The organism is Pseudomonadota bacterium (genome assembly GCA_039028935.1).
Classification (GTDB): domain Bacteria; phylum Pseudomonadota; class Gammaproteobacteria; order Steroidobacterales; family SZUA-146; genus SZUA-146.
On sequence record JBCCHD010000010.1, the window covers coordinates 108,227 to 127,257 of the forward strand.

Here is a 19,031-nt window from a genome sequence, read left to right on the forward strand (position 1 = left end):
GCTTACCGACGAACGACTAGCCTTTCGGCTGACCTGCTCGGTCGGCGCCGGCGGGCGTGTCGTCTTCGAGCGATAAGTCCAACACATTGATATCGGGTTTTTTCGGATTCACCACCACGCGTCCGTCGTCATCACGATTCATTTTTTGTTCGACATAGTCAAAGTAGTTCGACTCGGAAGAAGATTCTCTGAGACCAAGCTCAAGTTCCAACTTGATGGACGACATATCGCTGACTCCTGTTCCGACGCGCTGCGCGGGCGACGCGTGCTGGTTTTACTTAACTTATCAACGAGTATCACACAGCGTCGACGCCGCCCAATGCGTCCGTTAGGACACAGATTGATCTCAAGCGCGCACAACGGTCGTGCGTAATGAGGTGGAATCGATTAGCCTTGGTCAACGTTACGAGAGGCCGCACCCACGCCGAGCCAACATTGCTAATTGTCGACTGCCTTGACACGATTTGGCTCGTTCGCGGTGAATGACGAGTCGCTGTTGCACGGCGCACGATACAGACGAGGAGAAGGATGGCAACGCTAGTTAAAATTCTCGCGGCGGGAGTTCTACTGACGGCCGCGTTCTTTTATTTCTCTCAGCGCAGCATGATCTTTCCGGCGCCAAGCGTTGAATTGCCCTCCCCGTTGCCACCCGGTGTCGAGAAAGTGCCGCTGAAACAAGGCTATGCGCTATTGCTAACGCCCACACGCACCCAAACCGAGCCCTCACCACTGCTGATCTACACCCACGGTAATGCAGGCGCAGCCATCTGGTCTGTCAATCGCGTGCGCACCCTGCGCGATGCTGGATTATTTGTGTTGCTGATCGAATATCCTGGCTATGCCGGCGCCCCGGGCAAACCATCGTTAACCAGCATCCGCGCCACCATGCTCGAGGCTTATGACGTCGTCACCGCTCGTGCCGACATTGATGCGAATCGGGTGGTTGCCCACGGCCGCTCGATCGGTGGCGGCGCGGTTAGTTTGCTCGCGGCCGAGCGACCGGTGATGGCGCTTGGTTTTGAGTCAACTTTTACCTCGTTGGCCGACCTTGTCGCCGAAAAAGGCATGCCCTCTTTTCTGCTTCGCGATCGCTTCGACAATTCTTCAACGGTCGACACGATCGACGTACCGGTGTTTGTTTATCATGGGACTCAAGACACATTGATACCAATCGAGCACGGCCGGCGACTCCATGCGATCGCCACCAGGAGTGTGTTCGTGGAAGCCCGCTGCGGCCACAACGATTGTCCGCCACCGTGGTCGGAATTTCTCGACTATCTCGCTGACCAGGATCGACTGAACGACCGCTGACCGACGCAGGTGCGCTACCAGTCGCTGTGTTTCGGCGCCCCGTCGGGATCGTCGATGGTCTGATAACCATGCGCACCAAACGCATCGCGCTGCGCTTGAGTGAGATTTTGCGGCAGGCGCGATGTGCGCAAACTGTCAAAGTAAGCAAGACTCGCGTTCATCACCGGCACCGGAACGCCAGCCGCCGCGGCAAGCGCCACCACCTGTCGAAGCGCCGGTACCGTCGTTTTGAGCGTCGTGGTAATGGCGTCGTCCAACATCAGGTTCGGTAGAGAAGGGTCTTTTTCGTAGGCGGCCATGATCGTATCAAGCAGGCGCGCTCGAATAATGCAGCCCGCTTTCCAAATTCTCGCCACTTCGCGCAAATTGACCGACCAACTGTAGGTTTCGCTGGCACGCATAATCAATCGCATACCTTGCGCATAGGTCAGCACTTTTGCAGCATACAGCGCGTCATGCATAGTGTTCGAAAATTGGTCAGGCACAGAAGGTATAGCGGGCGGCTCGAACTCGGTTTCGACATGCTGTCGCAATGCTTTAACGCTCGAGATAAAACGCGCATTCACCGCCGCGATGATCGACGGAACCGCGACACTTAGCTCGAGTGCAGTGGTCGCCGTCCAACGCCCGGTGCCTTTTTGTTCCGCTTTGTCGAGCACGCGATCAACGAGATAACCGTCGTCATCCTTGCGGGCAAATATTTCCGCGGTGAGTTCAACCAAAAACGACTCGAGCGGTCCGTCGTTCCACGCCTCAAACGTCTGCGCCAACTGGGCGTTATCAAACCCACCGATGCGATGAAGAACATCGTAGGTTTCAGCGATCGCCTGCATGTCGGCGTATTCGATGCCGTTGTGCACGGTTTTGACAAAATGACCTGCGCCGTCCGGTCCGCAATGGGTGACGCAAGGTCCCGATTCGCTGACGGCTGCAATGGACTCAAGCATCGCAGCTAGATGCGAGTAGGCGTGTTTACTGCCGCCCGGCATAAGCGATGGCCCATGACGGGCACCCTCCTCACCGCCGGATACACCCATGCCCACAAAATGTAAGTTACGTTCCGCCCAGTCTTTTTCGCGACGTTGTGTATCCACAAAGGCCGAATTACCCCCGTCGATAACAATGTCCCCTTCGTCCAACAGCGGTGCCAGCTGGTCCATGACCAAGTCAACGGGCCGGCCCGCCGTAATCATCATTAACAGGCGACGGGGTTTTTCCAACGTCGACACCAGCGCCGCCAACGAATCGGCCGCCTGTATCCGACCGCCGCTTTCTTTGACCGCCTCATCGAGTTTATCTCGCTCCAAATTCCAGGCGGCCACGGTGACACCATTATCGAGAAAATTCAGCGCCAGACTGCGGCCCATTACACCCGTACCGATCACACCTAGTGATGCCATAGTTCTGTCTCCCGCCAATGGATAGTGTCTAGCGTACCGCAAAGCACCGCTGCTCGCTCACTCGCTCTAGCGCGGCCTTACACGCACCCCCAGCCTGCTGAAATTACCGTTTGTACAGTGCCTCGATGGTAGCCGACGCGATGGCGTTGGCGTTCACCATATAGCCAGTCAGCGCGGCCGAGGCGTCCTTTGGAATGTCGAGTTTGTCCGACAACGCGAACACCGTGAACTGGTAGCGATGTGCGCCATGACCTTTCGGTGGGCAAGCGCCGCCAAAGCCCTTATACCCAAAGTCATTTCGTAGGTGCATGCTGCCATCTGGTATTGACTTCGAATCTGCATTACCCGCGCCCGCTGGGAGTTCTGTGACGTCAGCGGGCAGGTTTATTAATTGCCAATGCCACCAACCGCTACCGGTTGGTGCATCCGGATCATAAGCGAACACGGCAAATGCTTTGGTGCCTTTTGGCGCGTTGGTCCAAGACAAATTTGGCGAGACGTTTTCGCCCGCGCATCCGAACCCTTCATATTCTTGCGCCTTGCTCATAAAACTGCCGTGCTCAATATCGCTGCTGTGCACAGCAAACGCATCCGCAGCGCTCGGCGCGGCGAACGACATCGTCAACAAAAATACCGTTATTAACCGGATGACAGAGGGCCTTGTCATTGAGATCTCCCTTACGCAATACAGTTGTGGCTCGACGCTTGATCGAACGTTCTGAAAACAAACCGGGCGCGTTGTCGTGCGACTCCGAATTGAACACACGCCATCCTATCCTGTCCGACGTGCCGACGGTAGCCACGAGAACCCATCAATAGCACACAGTCTGCGACAACAGTCGATTGAGAGAAATTGACCGGCAATTGCTTGAGCAATTGAACACGTGTTGAGGCGTCGGAAGGTGGCGGCGCCGAGAGATGCAGGTTGATTTGCGAGCGAGTGACCAAAGCGAACGGCTACTTTTTGCAGTTAGCAAGCGGGTAATACGCACCCAGCACAGGAATGATTCGGTCGGTAAGTCGGGTCTTCGAGCGCAATGTTCGAAGGAAATCAGCGAAGGCGCGGCCCGAGGTGATGACCTGAGTTACGTCGCGCGGCGCGGCCGCATGCCAGGAAGGGATTCCGGCCCGGCGCCTAAACGGGCACTGGGTCGGGCCGATTCAGATTAACAGCAGCACGAATCCTTACAGCAGCTGCAGCTCTTCTCTTTGCAACATTCTTTCGATTTACACTCGCATTGGCACTTTTTTTCGTCCGTCATTTTCGTCTCCGGTTTTGCGTTAGGCTGGCGCATCGTCGATGTAATCCGCCAAGGATCTGAGTTTGTTGGCAAGGTCGGAGCGATTGAGGGAATACATGCGTTCCCGGCCCTTTTTCTCGACCTGAACCACACCTTCTTGTGCCAACGCCTTGAGATGTCGCGATGCGACCGAGGAGTCGACACTGCAGCACTCGCACAGGCACATGGCGTTTTGGGGTAAGTCGCACTGACAAAGCTCGCAGACCAACGACAGACGGTTAAATTCGCCCAAGGTCTTTAATAAACTCGCCAATTCGTTTCGTTCGGTACTCGTCATGGGCTGATATTTGCATATTTGCGCAAATATAGCAATACGGATTTCAGTAATCGGGCCGATCAATCAACCGAGCAGGAGTGAAAATGAAATAAGGCGCCTAGGATTTGGCGCGACAACTGACGATGCCGCCGAGTGCGACCACAAACAGTCCAAGCGCTCCAGGCAGTGGTACGGGCTGAATCGACTCATTGACAATGAGCGACCAAGACGGTGCGACCGTGTTCATCTGTCCTTGTGCAAAATCGGCGATGGTGAGTGTCCACACACCCGTGACGGCAAGGCCATTGAGCGATGCCAGCAAGTCGGTGGGTGCTGCCACTGGATTGAGATCAAAACTCGACACAATGTCTTCAGCCGCGAGGGTCGCGGCATCATCAAAAGTAATGCTGTTAAGGTCTGCACCGCTACCGCAGCAGGCACCCAAGCCCGCGCCAGGCGCCAGTCCCGGTCGGTCGAGCAACACAATGCGAGTGCCGTCCGGCGCAGTGAGCGTCATCGTCAAATCGCCAATCCAAGGATGATCAATCGTAACGGCAACCGAGAGCGAACTGATCACCACATCGTCGACCAACACTAAGGAAGAAGAAATACCCAGCGCGTTGGCTTCGGGCACGGTTTCATCAAAACTTCCTGAGTAAGTAACGGCGACCGCCTCTGGTGCGCTGGTTGCCGTATAGAAAACCAAAAACAGGCCGGCGAGTAAGGTTGATCGATTCATAATGGCGCTCCCTCTGTGTGCAAACGCGGGCTCTCCTGAGCCCGTTTACCTCTGCTCACCTTAGCAAAAAATGTGCGATTTGCGAGTAGATTGTCGACAGAACGCCCTTTGCTTGCGCTCATTGGGTCGCCGGCGCTAGGTAAAAGTCCAGGTCGCGTCTAGGCGGGAACACTGGAAAAATTGGTGCAAAATGATTGATAGCAGGTGTGTCCGCAACCAAGCAGGTCATCAAAAAACAGGCGAGAACGACGATGAAATGCCGTGACATTATCAATCATCCGCTGTTTCCCATCGATGAACTCGATAACCCGTTGCGGCGGAACGCGGTCCAGTGTGTCCGCGACGAACTCGCCGAGGATGGCTGCGCGGTAATTCGCCACTTCTTTAGCGAAGCCGGACTGGACGCGCTAGTCGCCGAAGCCGACGAGCGTAAGCCTTACGCGTATTACTCGCCCAACAAGTCGTGCAACGTCTATCTAAACGAGGGCAACGCCAATTTACCCGATGACCATCCCGTCAACGTTCTGCTACCCCGCACCAATGGCTTTGTCCGGTCGGATGAATTTGGCGAAGAAACCGCGTCGCACCAACTGTATTACTGGGAACCGCTAAAACGCTTTCTCGCCGATTGTTTGGAAAAAGACAACTTGCATATCTATGAAGACCCAATCTCCAACATGATCGTGAATGTGGGTCAGCCCGGCGAGGAATTCAATTGGCATTTCGACACCAATGAATTCACCATCACCATGCTGCTGCGCCCCGCACGTGAAGGCGGACACTTCGAGTACGTGCCCGGCCTTCGCACCGAAGACGACGAGCGTTACCACGACGTAAAGCAGGTGCTTGAGGGCGATCGAAGCCGCGTAAGGCAACTCGCGCTTCATGCCGGCGACCTTCAGTTCTTTCTTGGTCGATTTGCGCTGCATCGAGTCACGAAAAATACCGGCGATGCCGACCGCCTTGTGCTCATCATGTCGTTTGCCGATGCGCCGGGAATGGTCGGCAGCAAGGCGCGCGTTATGAATTTATACGGTAAGACAACGGATGCACATGAACAGCGACGAGTGTTCGCAGATGGATTAAGCGACTGATGCACCCCGCGAATGTCATCACCCTCAATAAGAGAGCAACAATGAAAATCGGATTTATTGGTCTTGGAAACGTTGGCGGCAAATTAGCCGGCTCCATCTTGCGCAACGGCTACGACTTAACGGTGCGAGATTTAAACGATGAACTCGTCGACGCGTTTGTCGCGCAAGGTGCTCGCCGGGCACATAGCCCAAAAGCCATCGCTGAAAGCTGCGACATGGTGATTACTTGCTTACCGTCCCCGGCTGTGTGCGCCACGGTAATGGAGGCCGACGATGGTCTTTTGGCCGGACTGTCTGCAGGCAAAATCTGGGCCGAGATGTCAACGACGGATGAAACCGAGGTGCGTCGCATCGCCGAGCGCGTCCGTGCGAAGGGGGCGGAACCCGTTGACTGCCCAGTATCAGGAGGATGTCATCGTGCGGCGACCGGTAACATCTCAATTTTCGCCGGCTGCACGCGAGAAACCTTTGAGCGTGCGTTGCCTGTGCTCAAAGCCATGGGGCGCCGCATACTGCACACAGGCGATATCGGCAGCGCCTCGATCTTAAAGGTTGTCACCAATTATCTAGCGACGGCTAACCTGGTGACTCTCTGCGAGGCCATGGTAACGGCCAAAGCCGCCGGCATGGATCTCAATACCGCTTTTGAAGCCATTCGGATTTCGTCCGGCACATCGTTTGTTCACGAAACGGAAAGCCAAGTTATCCTAAACGGCTCGCGCGACATCAATTTCACAATGGACCTGGTGGTCAAGGATATTTCCCTGTTTCAGGACATCGCCGATCGCGCCAACATACCGCTTGAAATTTCACCCCTGCTCAAATCCATCTTTCAGGATGGCGAACAACGCTACGGACCGCGTGAACTCTCACCCAACATCATCAGGCGGCTTGAAGACGCGACGGGACTGTCGATTCTCGCCCCGGGCTTCCCGCTCGAAATGGTCGACGATGAACCGGAAGAGCCGGGTTATGAGGTGCTCCCGACTGGCTTGAAACGCAACGTGTGATGGCGGTTCCATCCTCGCCCTATTCTGCACGATTGCGTTCACCCAGATGGGCAAAAAACGCCGCTCGGAAAGACCCCAATTGCCGATTGGTTTGATGCCGAGATCGTATTGTGCTCACCACGAGTGTAAGCGGAGTTATCTGGTCTTTTTCGGCCGCGATGAACACACCACACACACCACCCGGCTCGCGTTTTCACGCACAAGCCTAATAGCGGTCTTTTTTGGCAGACGCTCAACTCGACGAACGTCGCTCGGCCAGCTCACCACTTTTGAGGGCGTTTCGCACCCAGTCCACAATCGGGCGCACGGGATTCAACGCTGCCGGCGCGTAGTACCCCGCCCAGCCATTACGTCCGCCGTGCTTGACCGAGTACAATGCCTGGTCAGCAAGCTCGAGAGTCTCACTCCATGTCAATGTGCCCGGCCGGTCGAGCGAAAACGGGTAGGCAGCAAAACCAATTGAGCAAGTGCAGTAGAGTGGCTCATCATTGTGGCCAGCAAAGTTGTGGCCGCTTATTGCGGTTCGCACACGTTCGGCAATGATCGGCGCTTCGTCACGGTCGATGAATCGGGCCACCACCAGAAACTCTTCGCCGCCCCAACGGACCTTGAAGTCCTCTTTACGAAACTCGCGCTCCAGGATGCGACTCGCCTCCACTAAGACAGTGTCGCCCATCGCATGACCGCGCTGATCATTAACGAGTTTGAAGTGGTCGAGGTCGACTAAAAAAAACACGAGATCGCCACCACTTGGGGGCGTGTAGAGCGTACGGCCGTCCGGGTCGGTCCATAGCCGTATCGACTGCGACGCGTCGGCCTCAATTTGACGCTCAAGAAAACGTCGATTGGCAAGACCGGTGAGTGGATCGGTCACGCTGGCCTGCTCCACCGCGTCATAGGCGGCCGTTAACTCGTCATGGCGCTCGCGAAGCTCGCTAGTCTTATCGGCCACCTCCTCTTGGAGTCGCCGCTTTTGTCGACGATTCACAAGGCGGCTGTACACATGGAAGCACAGCAGAAACGCGCCAACCAATGTGGCAATACCCACCCTTTGACGCGATGACTCGCGCTCAAGCGCCAGCTGCGAAAACGCCCGCTCTCTTTGCGCCAGTTCCAACTCAATGGCTTGACGTTCGTATTGCGCTTCGCCCTGCATCGCGGCCAGCACCGACGTGCGTAAGGCGTCGGACACGCTATTTTCAAGTTCATTACGCGCGCGCAGGGCGCTTAGCGCATCGGCCGGTCGACCGGCGCTTTCCAGCATTTCGACTTTTAATGTGTACAGATCGAGCGCGCGAAGTCGGGACCGCTGTGATAGCGCGTCGTCTAACGCCGTGTTCAGATGCACCAAACCCACCTCATCGTTACCCGCCCAATGCTCAAGCTCGGCAAGCCAGTGACGCGCCCGGTTGATCAACACGGGCCAAGATGCCTCAACGCTACGTGCCAGAACGTCCTGCAATTGTGCGCGCGCCAAATCGATCTGGCCGGCCTTTGCCTCAAGGCGCGCCATCGTCGCAACCGCCCACTGATAATCCCGCTCGGTCTCGATTTGCTTAAATAGCGTTTGCGCTCGATCGACATGCGGGCGGGCCTGTTCCAAGTCATCAAGCTCAATGTGCATCGAGCCCACACGCAGGTGACTATAGGCCAGGTTGCGCGGTCCACCTTCGGCGATATCCAGCTCGAGCGCGGCTTCGTAGTAGCCGAGTGCTTCGCGGTATTCACTCAGTGCCACGTGGATAGATGCGGTGTTGTATAGACCGTCAGCCATACCCACCTTGTCGTCCAGCTCGCGTGAAAGCGTCAGACCTTTACTATGCCAACCCAGCGACTCCTCGAGCTGTCCAAGAAAGCGGTAGACGATGCCGTAGGTGTTGTACACATCCGCCAGCCCGCTCTTGTCTTCGATTCGTTGATAGGTGGCTTCGGCTTTGCGCAGCCATGCGAGCGCCTCGGCATAGTTGGCGCGATAGCGGAAGACCCGGGCGAGTTGATTTTGCGCGTTGCCCCGCTCGCTGCTGGCCCACCCAGACTCAAGCAAGTCGAGGGCGTCGAGCAGCACGAGCTCCGCGTCGTCATACCGGTGCTGGTCGATGTACACGGTGCCGAGGCTGGTGAGAATCTGAGCGCGAAGCTGCGGTTCACCGGTTTCGCCAAGGACCTTCAGCGCCTCTGTGGCAAGCGTGACGGCGCGATCAAACTCACCAGCGGCTTTCGCCTCTTTGATGGCATCGATTGTGGTCGACAACGCGTCGTTCGACGTCTGGGCCGCTGCACTGGTCGTCAGGAAAAAGGCGACAAGAAAGGAGGCGACAACGAGACTTAGGTGCCGACGCCATGACGGTGAGCGAGCGTCAATGCAGGTCATGTCACCATTGCCTGCGTACATAGAGCGTCTTGCTTGGGTCGGTTTAGACACAACATGGTTAGCGATTATCGCACAATAGTATAGGCCTTAATCAATATTCCGGGGCCTCCACGCACTTGAGCCTGCGTCGAAGCAATGGAGTTGGCGTTTTCTGATCATCAGATCATGAGTACGGACGTAGCGTCAGTATTGAGAAGATGGAACCGAGCGTGTTGTCGTCCGAGCAACTTAAGCATCTTCTTCGTTACTGTTTATCGATCATTCGTGTAGCCCACAAGTACTGCCCGACAAAACCCGCGATGGCGAACAGCACACCCCAATTATCTGAGCCGCTTCGCCAGATTACGATTCCGCCAACAATACCTATTATCGTTGGCCATGCAGCAATCAAAATGCCGATCACATAGACGGACCCAATTACCACAAGCGTGCCCACCAACAAGAGTGCAAACACACCAACTAGGAAAGCCAATACATCCATTTAAAAAGCTCCGTTATACGCGTATCGCTGATCTCGCTTTATGTTCATCGAGTGTTTCGCTATCTGGTGAATCGTATTGAGCTAAGACCGCTCGGTTTGGACGCCTTTCTGGTTCTGCAAAAGAAAACGCCCTGGACGGTGCAGGGCGTTTCTCTGGGCGTTTTCGATTGGAACGGCAGAACAACCAATGGCAGCAGAGTCCAAATCTATTTACGGAGACGCAAAAGTGAGCGCGACCACACGAACTCTTCTATGTGGGTCGGCCCATAAATTGAGATTTCACCATTTGATACTTCCGAATGTGACGGCCTCACTGAACACCATTAGTGACGGTCAGCTGTGCCCGCAACTAGGATTTCGACCACAAAAATACGCATAAGTTGATCTTTTCGCAAGTACGATCAGGAGTCAGGGAACAGAGCCTAAATCGACGGTCAATCTCAACCCGAAACCCGCCGCCAGAACAGCAGCATTAGAGATATTCTCGATGATTGTTACTGACCCAAAGCAGTCGCCTGCGCTCGTACGAATAAAAAATCAATACGGCAGACCGTAGATTGAGAGAGTCGTGATGAAACGGATGGCTTCTCGAACGTTCAATCAACTTCATTTTAGAAGCCTAAGTCTGGTGAACTTAAAAACTAATTATGCAGATTTAGTCGCATTATAGCTGTACCAAAGCGAGATCAGTTCGAGCACGATGAAGGGTATGAATCCAAGCACCATGCCGATGTCGGGCGTCGGTAGAGACAGGATTTCTATCAGGTCGCTGGTTTCCTTAAGAGTAGCGCACGTAAAAGCCATCATGTAACCGACTTGGCTTCGGTACACCATCGCCAGGATGCTGCCAAGAGCTATCCCAAGTTGGCGTCCGCCCCAACCAATTGTATGGGTTTCCATTAGCCCCTGACCCATAAGTGCAGGAACACCGAAGACTATCCCGAACAAGACAATGAGTACCAGAAATAGCGTAACCCACAGTGGAATACCCTGAACTTTCATTCTTGAAGTCATTTCTACTCGTACGCGGAGTTTTTAGGTATTGCCATGGTAGGCCTGACTAACGACGAAGCTGTCCTCAAACCAATGCCACAGTATCAGCTTTCCATCACGTACCTTGGCGCGGAGTGCAAAACTAAAGTCCCCGGTCGCCTTGCCTGTTTTGCTTGCTGTCACAGCCATTGTGCCGAATACGGCGACGGTGTCACCGCCGGCAAAAGCGTCACTATTCTCCCAATTGGTTGTCTGTAGGTTGGAAGAGAACACCGGCAGGAAGTCAAAGATGGCACTCTTACCCTTGATGTCGCCGTGAATCCAGGGCAGGGACGTATCTCCTTCATTGTGCCAGACCATGTCATCCGCCATTAGACTGCTCATCTTTTTCATATCACCGTCGCCCATGGCGCCCATGAACGCCATGACGGTATCTAAAGATGATTGAGATTCTGCGTCCATTTCCTGAGCTCCTAGTTTAGTGATAATAACTGCGGCAAACGCCGCGATTGCTGGTTTGAGGACTGTTCGTCGGTGCATAGTCACTTCGTAATATGGTCCCACCCCTTAGCGATTGAAGTTAGAAACCAATGTCTATGCCTCTTTTATCTCAGCGATTTCTTTGAATTAAATAAGCTATATGTTCTCTGTTGTTGCGCTTGTTACAGACGCTCATAAGGGGAGTCCGAAATGATCCTAACGATGGCTTTGGTGTTTGTAAATACGTTATAATTGTAATTATTTATTACGTATTAAAGAATAATGCTAGACCAACTCAAGCTCATGGCTATTTTTTCTTTTGTCGCCGAAAACGGTTCTTTTAGCGGCGCCGCTCGGGCACTAGGAATTGCGCCATCTCGTGTTAGTGAGGCGGTTTCTAAGTTAGAGGCCCAGCTCAATACGACACTGCTTAATCGAACCACCCGAAACGTTGCTCTGACTAGCGAGGGAAGAAAACTATACGCCTTTACGGCCTCGATGTTGAACGAAGCTATGGGCGGATTAGATTCGATAGTTGAATCCAAGTCAGAACCGTCGGGATCACTAAACGTATCATTTCCTTCCTACTTGACCGGCTCGCCGTTGCTAGCGGCTGTCTGTGAATTTTCTTCGAATCACCCAAACGTTCATATTGCGATTTCGTTCCACGACAATATCGTTGATCCAATAAAAGACGGGTTTGATATGTGTATTCGCGGAGGCGCACAGAAAAACCGACGTGGCTTCGCGACGCAAAGGCTCGGAGAACTTGAACGTGTTATCGTTGTTGGCAAACAGTACTACGCAAGGAAGGATACTCCGAAGCACCCGACGGATCTTGCAAGCTGGGACTGGGTGACGTACCGACATCGAGAACGGAATTTCAAGCTACGAGCTGGCCACGGCAGAAAGCGGCAAGCCTCGATTCGGGTAAGGTCTAGCCTTCAGGTTGATAACCTGGATGCTCTGCAATTCCTTACTCTGCAAAACGCTGGGGCTTCTGTTATGCCACTCGAAGTCTGTAGAAGGGGAATCCAGAACGGTGATCTAGTTAGGCTTTTCGAAGATTGGCAGTTGTCAAAGGTGCAGCAGATTGCAGTATGGCCAGAAAAGACAAGACGCGAGAGTCTGATAGCCTTGTTCGTATCGTTTATCTCAAGCTCATTAGAAAAGTAGGCAATTTTACAGTTTAGGACGCGCGATCAACGTATGTAGTGTCGCAGCCAATGCTCGTTTCGTTCACGAACACTATTTCGCTGTATCGCAGAGGAATTTCCGTCAGCCTGTGGCCGACAACGAAGCCTCGCAACTGCACAGTACCTCGATGGTGTAAGGAACTAAAAAATAGCCCGGAGAGGGACCCCAAAAAGGGGTGTTTCCGGGCTAGTTGGTCCGGCAAGTCACAACTTTTGCGAAATCCCACACAGGCTGTCATCTACCCGCACTTAGAATCCCCACAGGCCAAACACGTCTTGCAGCCGTCCATCATGATAACGGCCACCGTGTTGCACTTAGAGCACAGCTGCGCGCCTTCGGGATAGGTCGTTTTCGCGAACGCATCGGTTTGCGCGTTAGCGGCTTCGTATTCGGCGCGCTTTTCTTCCAGGATCGCTTTTTGGTGATCGCTGATCTCCGGCTTGCCGAGCATACCGATAGTGATGAGATGTTGTTCGATCACGTCACCCAATTCGGCAATGATCGATGGCTGAAACTTACCCCCTGGCTGCCAATAGCCCCCACGCGGATCGAACACGGCCTTGAGCTCTTCCACGAGGAACGTGACATCACCGCCCTTACGAAACACGGCGGAGATAATGCGCGTGAGCGCCACAATCCACTGGTAATGATCGAGGTTCTTGGAGTTGATGAATATTTCAAATGGGCGTCGCTTTTCATACTGCGTGCCCTGATTAAGAACAATGTCGTTGATCGTGATGTACATGGCATGATCCGACACAGGCGTTTTCACTTTGTACGTCGACCCCACCAGCACGTCAGGTCGATCAACCTTTTCGTGCATGTGAATAACGTTGTCTTCCACCTTGAGCTGTTCGACAACCGCTTCTTTTACTTCGGCTTCGGCTTGCGCCTCATCGGGTTTGTTGACTTGGTAGCCAACGATTTTGCTGCTGATTTTGATAGGCATGATGTATTCCTGAATTCGATGAGCAGTACCCGGCTAGAATTTGCCGTAGTACCCCTCTTTGAGTGCGTCGAAAAGATTGGCTGCAGTATGCACTTCGCCGTCGTACTCAATCTCTTCATCACCGGCCACTTCCACTTCGGTGCCATCTTCTAGCGTGAAGTGATATTTGGTGTTCTTAAGGTCGTCTTCTTTCACCAACACCCCTTGGAACGCCTCTGGATTGAAGCGGAAGGTGGTGCAGCCCTTGAGGCCTTTTTCATGGGCGTAAAGATAAATATCCTTAAAATCATCGTAGTTGAAGTCGGTCGGCACATTCGCGGTTTTCGAGATAGACGAGTCCACCCAAATCTGAGCGGCCGCCTGCATGTCGACGTGCTGCTCAGGTGTCACCTCATCCGCCGTGATGAAATATTCCGGCAGCTGTTCATTGGCTTTTTCGGAAAACGGCATGGCCTGTTCGTTGACCAGCGACCGATACGCCAATAGCTCGAACGAGAATACATCCACTTTTTCTTTGGTCTTTTTACCCTCACGAATCACGTTGCGGAAGTAGTGATGTGCAAAGCTAGGCTCGATGCCATTGCTGGCGTTATTGGCCAACGACAACGAAATCGTGCCCGTCGGAGCGATCGAGCTGTGGTGGGTAAAACGCGCGCCGTATTCCGACAGCTCGTCCACCAGCTCCGGCGCTTCTTCCGCGACTTTTTGCATGTAGCGGCTGTATTTAGCGTGCAGTACGCGACCCGGAATTTTGGTGCCTTCGCGCCAACCATCGCGCACCATCTCGGGGCGCTTGCGCAGCATTTCGGCGGTCACGGTAAATTCTTCGCGCATAATGGGTGCCGCGCCTTTTTCTTTGGCAAGATCCAGCGCCGTTTCCCATCCGGCGAGGGCCAACTGCTTGGCGACGTCTTCGGTAAACGCCACCGCGTCGTCATCACCATACTTCATGCGCAGCATCGTGCAGGTGGAACCGAGCCCAAGGAAACCCATGCCATGGCGACGCTTTCGAAAAATCTCGCCCTGCTGCTCAGACAGTGGTAGACCATTAATTTCGACCACGTTGTCGAGCATGCGAGTGAAAACTTTCACCACGCTGCGGAATTCGTCCCAATCAAAGCGCGCGTTTTCGGTGAACGGCTCAATGACAAACTTCGTCAGGTTCACTGAGCCCAGCAAACACGAACCATAGGGCGGTAGCGGCTGCTCACCGCAGGGGTTGGTCGCGCGAATATTCTCGGCGAACCAATTGTTATTCATTTCGTTGACGCGATCGATGAGGACGAAACCCGGCTCAGCGAAATCATAGGTCGACGACATAATCGAATCCCAAATGCGCTTAGCAGGCAGCGTTTTATAGATGCGGCACGCGACGAGGCCCGACTCGTCCGTGACATACTCATCGTGTTGAGGCCACTCGCGCCAGATCACTTTGGTGTCATCCGACAAATCGACTTGATCGACTTCCACCTCTTTTTGCGTCAGCGGGAAGGCAAACTGCCATTCTTCATCGTTGCGAACGGCCTGCATAAACTCATCGGTAATGAGCAATGACAGATTGAACTGGCGTAAGCGGCCGTCCTCTCGTTTGGCGCGAATAAACTCAAGTACATCCGGGTGACCGATATCAAACGTACCCATTTGTGCACCACGACGGCCGCCGGCCGACGACACGGTGAAGCACATTTTGTCGTAGATATCCATGAAAGACAGCGGCCCAGAGGTCAGCGCGCCGGCTCCGGACACATAGGCACCCCGTGGGCGTAACGTGGAAAATTCGTAACCGATACCACAGCCGGCTTTGAGGGTTAAACCCGCCTCGTGCACCTTGCCCAAAATGTCGTCCATCGAGTCGGTGATCGTGCCGGACACCGTGCAGTTGATCGTGGACGTGGCGGGCTTGTGTTTCTCCGCACCGGCATTAGAGGTGATGCGACCAGCCGGGATCGCGCCGCGCTGCAGCGCCCAGATAAACTGCTCGTACCAATGGTCGCGGAGTTCTTCGGTTTCCACATCAGCGAGCGCCCTTGCAACGCGCTCGTAGGTGGTTTGAATGTCGGCGTCGATAATGTCGCCGTCCTTCGATTTAAGTCGATACTTGACGTCCCAGATGTCGAGCGACGCGTCCTGAAATGGAATTTCAGAGACGGTGTTGGCGGAATATTTCAGAGCTGTAGTCATCGTCGACCGATGCCTCCCAAAGGGTTGTATGTTGTATTTTTGAGACAATCGACGAGAAACGCAGCGAGGATGTGATGAAAAGCCGTCGCCGGGGGTTGTTTTGGGGCCGATTGAAGGTCTTTGTGCTAAACACAATATATTGTGGTCAGGTGGGTTAGAGTATTCCCCCTATCGACCCCTGTCAAGGGTCGAAACCCCGAATTTTGGACTTTATTTTATTATATATATTCAGTGACTTACAGGAATTAACTAAAAATATTATTATCTTCAATAATCTACCAGAAGCCGTTTGTCAATAATCAATAAACACAACATATAGTGTCTACCGAACAGGACATTCCCAAGGTCGCCTGCGGTCATTCACACTCATCCTTCATTATCGGTAAAAACCCTGAGAGTTTGACCACCAAATCGGCCCTCTCCCTGGGCACTTTCCACTGCGCCGAGCGATTTGCCCGCACTATTTCTCCGGTCGTAATCGACGGCTATTTAATGTCACCAACGCCCCAGGTTCGACCGCGATCCAGGCGCTCCCTTGAAACCCAAAACGGAGGCCCCCAAATACTGTGGCAAGCAAACGTAACCCTATTTGGAGACCATCATGCGATACACCACTTACGATTCACTGACCCCTGTACGTCGTCAGTTTCAGCGCGAAATTGATCGCGTGTGGAATGCTTACCGCGGCGATAACAGCAACGACTTTTTTGCACCGGTCGTCGACATCAGCGAAACCAACGAACGCTGGCTACTGAGCGCCGAGTTACCTGGCGTCGACGCTGACACCATCGACATTACGACCGAGAACCACGAGCTCGTCATCAAAGGCACGAAGGCCCAGGACAAGAGCGATGACGAGAATGTCTCTCACTATCGCACCGAGCGCACATTTGGAGAGTTTTACCGCAAGTTCAAACTGCCGAAAACAGCGAACACCGAGGACATAACAGCCGCCAGTAAAGACGGCGTGCTGCACATCTCTATCCCCAAACAACCTGACGTGCAGCCCAAGCGGATCGCGATCAGCCAAGGCTAGATCACCACGCGATCCTTCGACGCCGGGAGCGCCCCCCCTGCCGCTCCCGGCGCTCGACCCTGACACGGCACCGGCAGACCAACGAGAGGACACGCGCTGATCGGTAAACACTACGAGGGGTCACCGGCTCGAGTAGCTCGGTCAACCGCGACTTGGCCGCGACGAATAACCCAATAAAAATGAACCAAGGCGCTGGCGCGTCGTCAGTAATACTCTCATTCACTGCGCAACCACGAGCAAACGCTATACTCAGGGTGGAACGTTGCGACGAAACCCGAGTCGAAACACTCTATACATCGACGATCTGCACACGGATCGCCTAAGACAAGAATATGCGGAGACTGCATTAATGAACGCTCGACCCTTACTTTTCTTTTTTGCACTGATGTTCTCAAGCGCCACGCAGGCGGCGCTGCCGTTTGCGGTAGGCGACAACGCCCTGCCGTCGCTCGCGCCGATGGTTAAACAGGCTTCACCCGCGGTCGTCAACATTGCCGTAAAGGGCACCGTGGCAGCACAGCGCAACAACCCGTTTATGAACGATCCGTTCTTTCGGGATTTCTTTCGCGGGCAGCCACGCCAACAACGCCCCACACAGAGCGCAGGCTCTGGCGTGATCGTGGACGCGGCTAACGGTTACATCATGACCAATCATCATGTCATCGAAAATGCCGACGAAATCACCATCACGCTGTTTGACGACCGGGAGCTCAGCGCCACGATTGTCGGGTCCGATGCCGATTCTGACGTCGCGGTCATTCAGGTGGATGCCCGTAAACTGGCGCAAATTCCGTACGCCAATTCCGATGATCTTGAAGTCGGCGACTTCGTGGTGGCCATTGGCAACCCGTTTGGGTTTTCACACACGGTCACCTCGGGCATCGTGTCCGGACTGGGGCGTTACGGCCTATCTACCAGCAACGGGGTCGAAAATTTCATTCAGACCGATGCGGCCATTAACCCCGGCAACTCGGGCGGCGCGTTGCTCAACCTACGCGGTGAGTTAATCGGTATTAATACGGCCATTGTGTCGCGCAGTGGCGGCAACGTCGGCATTGGCTTTGCCATTCCAATTAACATGGCGCGCAACATCATGGAGCAAATCCTCGAGTTCGGCGAAGTGCGCCGAGGACTGCTGGGTGTCACGATCGGCATCGTCGATGACGCACTTGTGGACGTGCTCGATCTCGAAACCGACTACGGCGCCATTGTGCGCACGATTCAGCCGGGTTCGGCCGCCGAAAAGGCGGGGCTGCAGGTGGAAGACGTGATTGTGAGCGTTGACGGCAAAGCCGTAAAAAATCCGCTTGAGCTGCGCAACGCCATCGGCTTACAGCGCGAGGGCAAGCAAGTCGAAATTGGCTACTACCGCGACGGCAAACTCCAGAAAGTGGCGGCAGTATTGGGCAGCGAGAATCGCCTCCAGGCTGCGAGTGTTGACGGCGCACCGAGCGATACACTCCATCCCGGCTTGCGTGGCGCCACATTCGCTAATTTGGCCGACAGTCGCAGCACATCCGACGCCGACGGCGTGCTGGTCACCGAAGTGGATCCCAATTCGCCCGCCGCACGCTATGGGCTGGAAAGCGGCGACATCGTTACGCGCGTAAACCGAAAACGCGTGTCCAGCCTCGACGAGTTTCGCGAACGAGCCGCCAGCGATGCCCCGATTCTGATTTTAAATGTGTTGCGCGGCAGCTCCGTGCGGATGCTGCGCATCGGTTAACACGACGATATTAGATAGACCGACCCCAAGGTCGGCACCCCCCTGATCTCCTCCCCAAAGAGATGTTAGAGCGTAAGCTTGAGGCGACTGTCACGGACGGCAGCGCCTCGCCCCTTTTTTCGTTTCCCGAAAAGCCGCTCTCGGACCACGATCTCGCGAACAAAAAAAGGCCGCATTGTCGCGAACGACGCTGCGGCTAGGGAGAGATACCCCTTGCGGGGTGGATGATGGGGAGGTCCACATCATATTTAACATATTGTCATATTATGTCAGGAAAATAAATAAAGCGTGTAAGCGCCTGTAAAAGTTAAAAATTCGTATGAATTTTTGCGACATTTGCACTGGCCAAAACCCACAAATGTCTCTATATTCAATCTCATGCGCCGATTATCTAGATGTTTCACTCAACTTATCTCTTTAACACTCTCAGTTGGGTGCATCCTGACTACGAACTCAGCGTTTGGCTTTGAAAACGGATACAGCGACCAGGTACGCAGTGAGTTTCG

The 19,031-nt window shown here is 54.2% G+C and carries 17 protein-coding genes; 6 read left to right on the plus strand and 11 right to left on the minus strand.

Annotation, left to right across the window (positions count from 1 at the left end; genetic code table 11):
* Nucleotides 1-16: 16 nt before the first annotated feature.
* The gene (locus AAF465_07080; GenBank protein MEM7082482.1) at nucleotides 17-226 is read right to left on the minus strand and encodes a hypothetical protein; all 210 of its coding nucleotides are present in this window, start codon (nucleotides 224-226) and stop codon (nucleotides 17-19) included.
* 302 nt (nucleotides 227-528) lie between these two features.
* Between AAF465_07080 and AAF465_07085 the strand changes: the two genes are divergently transcribed.
* Nucleotides 529-1,311 (plus strand): alpha/beta hydrolase, encoded by a 783-nt coding sequence (locus AAF465_07085; GenBank protein ID MEM7082483.1) that lies wholly within the window; start codon nucleotides 529-531, stop codon nucleotides 1,309-1,311.
* 14 nt (nucleotides 1,312-1,325) lie between these two features.
* Here AAF465_07085 and gndA read toward each other — a convergent pair whose 3' ends face one another.
* From gndA to AAF465_07105, 4 genes are all read right to left on the minus strand, one after another.
* Entirely contained in the window at nucleotides 1,326-2,711 is a 1,386-nt protein-coding gene (gene gndA / locus AAF465_07090; protein ID MEM7082484.1) for an NADP-dependent phosphogluconate dehydrogenase, read from the minus strand.
* A 103-nt stretch (nucleotides 2,712-2,814) separates the two neighbouring features.
* Nucleotides 2,815-3,378 (minus strand): YbhB/YbcL family Raf kinase inhibitor-like protein, encoded by a 564-nt coding sequence (locus AAF465_07095; protein ID MEM7082485.1) that lies wholly within the window; start codon nucleotides 3,376-3,378, stop codon nucleotides 2,815-2,817.
* 614 nt (nucleotides 3,379-3,992) lie between these two features.
* A complete protein-coding gene (locus AAF465_07100) occupies nucleotides 3,993-4,289 on the minus strand; it encodes a hypothetical protein (protein ID MEM7082486.1) in 297 nt (98 codons plus the stop codon).
* 97 nt (nucleotides 4,290-4,386) lie between these two features.
* The gene (locus tag AAF465_07105) at nucleotides 4,387-5,007 is read right to left on the minus strand and encodes a proprotein convertase P-domain-containing protein (GenBank protein ID MEM7082487.1); all 621 of its coding nucleotides are present in this window, start codon (nucleotides 5,005-5,007) and stop codon (nucleotides 4,387-4,389) included.
* Nucleotides 5,008-5,258: 251 nt separating this feature from the next.
* On the opposite strand from AAF465_07105, the gene AAF465_07110 reads away from it, so the two are divergent.
* The gene (locus tag AAF465_07110; GenBank protein MEM7082488.1) at nucleotides 5,259-6,101 is read left to right on the plus strand and encodes an arpA protein; all 843 of its coding nucleotides are present in this window, start codon (nucleotides 5,259-5,261) and stop codon (nucleotides 6,099-6,101) included.
* Between the two features lie 41 nt (nucleotides 6,102-6,142).
* A complete protein-coding gene (locus AAF465_07115; protein MEM7082489.1) occupies nucleotides 6,143-7,111 on the plus strand; it encodes an NAD(P)-dependent oxidoreductase in 969 nt (322 codons plus the stop codon).
* A gap of 232 nt (nucleotides 7,112-7,343) precedes the next feature.
* Here AAF465_07115 and AAF465_07120 read toward each other — a convergent pair whose 3' ends face one another.
* The 4 genes from AAF465_07120 to AAF465_07135 all read right to left on the minus strand — a co-directional run bounded on the left by AAF465_07120 (nucleotide 7,344) and on the right by AAF465_07135 (nucleotide 11,418).
* Nucleotides 7,344-9,482, minus strand: a complete 2,139-nt coding sequence (locus tag AAF465_07120; protein ID MEM7082490.1) for a diguanylate cyclase — start codon at nucleotides 9,480-9,482, stop codon at nucleotides 7,344-7,346.
* Nucleotides 9,483-9,726: 244 nt separating this feature from the next.
* On the minus strand, nucleotides 9,727-9,963 hold the full coding sequence (locus AAF465_07125; GenBank protein ID MEM7082491.1) for a hypothetical protein: 237 nt from the start codon (nucleotides 9,961-9,963) through the stop codon (nucleotides 9,727-9,729).
* Nucleotides 9,964-10,608: 645 nt separating this feature from the next.
* Complete coding sequence (locus AAF465_07130; GenBank protein MEM7082492.1) at nucleotides 10,609-10,977, minus strand: hypothetical protein; 369 nt, start codon at nucleotides 10,975-10,977, stop codon at nucleotides 10,609-10,611.
* Nucleotides 10,978-10,998: 21 nt separating this feature from the next.
* A complete protein-coding gene (locus AAF465_07135) occupies nucleotides 10,999-11,418 on the minus strand; it encodes a nuclear transport factor 2 family protein (GenBank protein ID MEM7082493.1) in 420 nt (139 codons plus the stop codon).
* A 300-nt stretch (nucleotides 11,419-11,718) separates the two neighbouring features.
* On the opposite strand from AAF465_07135, the gene AAF465_07140 reads away from it, so the two are divergent.
* Nucleotides 11,719-12,612 (plus strand): LysR family transcriptional regulator, encoded by an 894-nt coding sequence (locus AAF465_07140; GenBank protein ID MEM7082494.1) that lies wholly within the window; start codon nucleotides 11,719-11,721, stop codon nucleotides 12,610-12,612.
* A gap of 259 nt (nucleotides 12,613-12,871) precedes the next feature.
* Here AAF465_07140 and AAF465_07145 read toward each other — a convergent pair whose 3' ends face one another.
* Entirely contained in the window at nucleotides 12,872-13,582 is a 711-nt protein-coding gene (locus AAF465_07145) for an NrdJb (protein ID MEM7082495.1), read from the minus strand.
* Between the two features lie 33 nt (nucleotides 13,583-13,615).
* Complete coding sequence (locus AAF465_07150; protein ID MEM7082496.1) at nucleotides 13,616-15,763, minus strand: adenosylcobalamin-dependent ribonucleoside-diphosphate reductase; 2,148 nt, start codon at nucleotides 15,761-15,763, stop codon at nucleotides 13,616-13,618.
* Nucleotides 15,764-16,364: 601 nt separating this feature from the next.
* On the opposite strand from AAF465_07150, the gene AAF465_07155 reads away from it, so the two are divergent.
* Both AAF465_07155 and AAF465_07160 read left to right on the plus strand, forming a co-directional pair.
* A complete protein-coding gene (locus AAF465_07155) occupies nucleotides 16,365-16,799 on the plus strand; it encodes an Hsp20/alpha crystallin family protein (protein MEM7082497.1) in 435 nt (144 codons plus the stop codon).
* Nucleotides 16,800-17,148: 349 nt separating this feature from the next.
* A complete protein-coding gene (locus AAF465_07160) occupies nucleotides 17,149-18,525 on the plus strand; it encodes a DegQ family serine endoprotease (GenBank protein MEM7082498.1) in 1,377 nt (458 codons plus the stop codon).
* The last annotated feature ends 506 nt before the right edge of the window (nucleotides 18,526-19,031 follow it).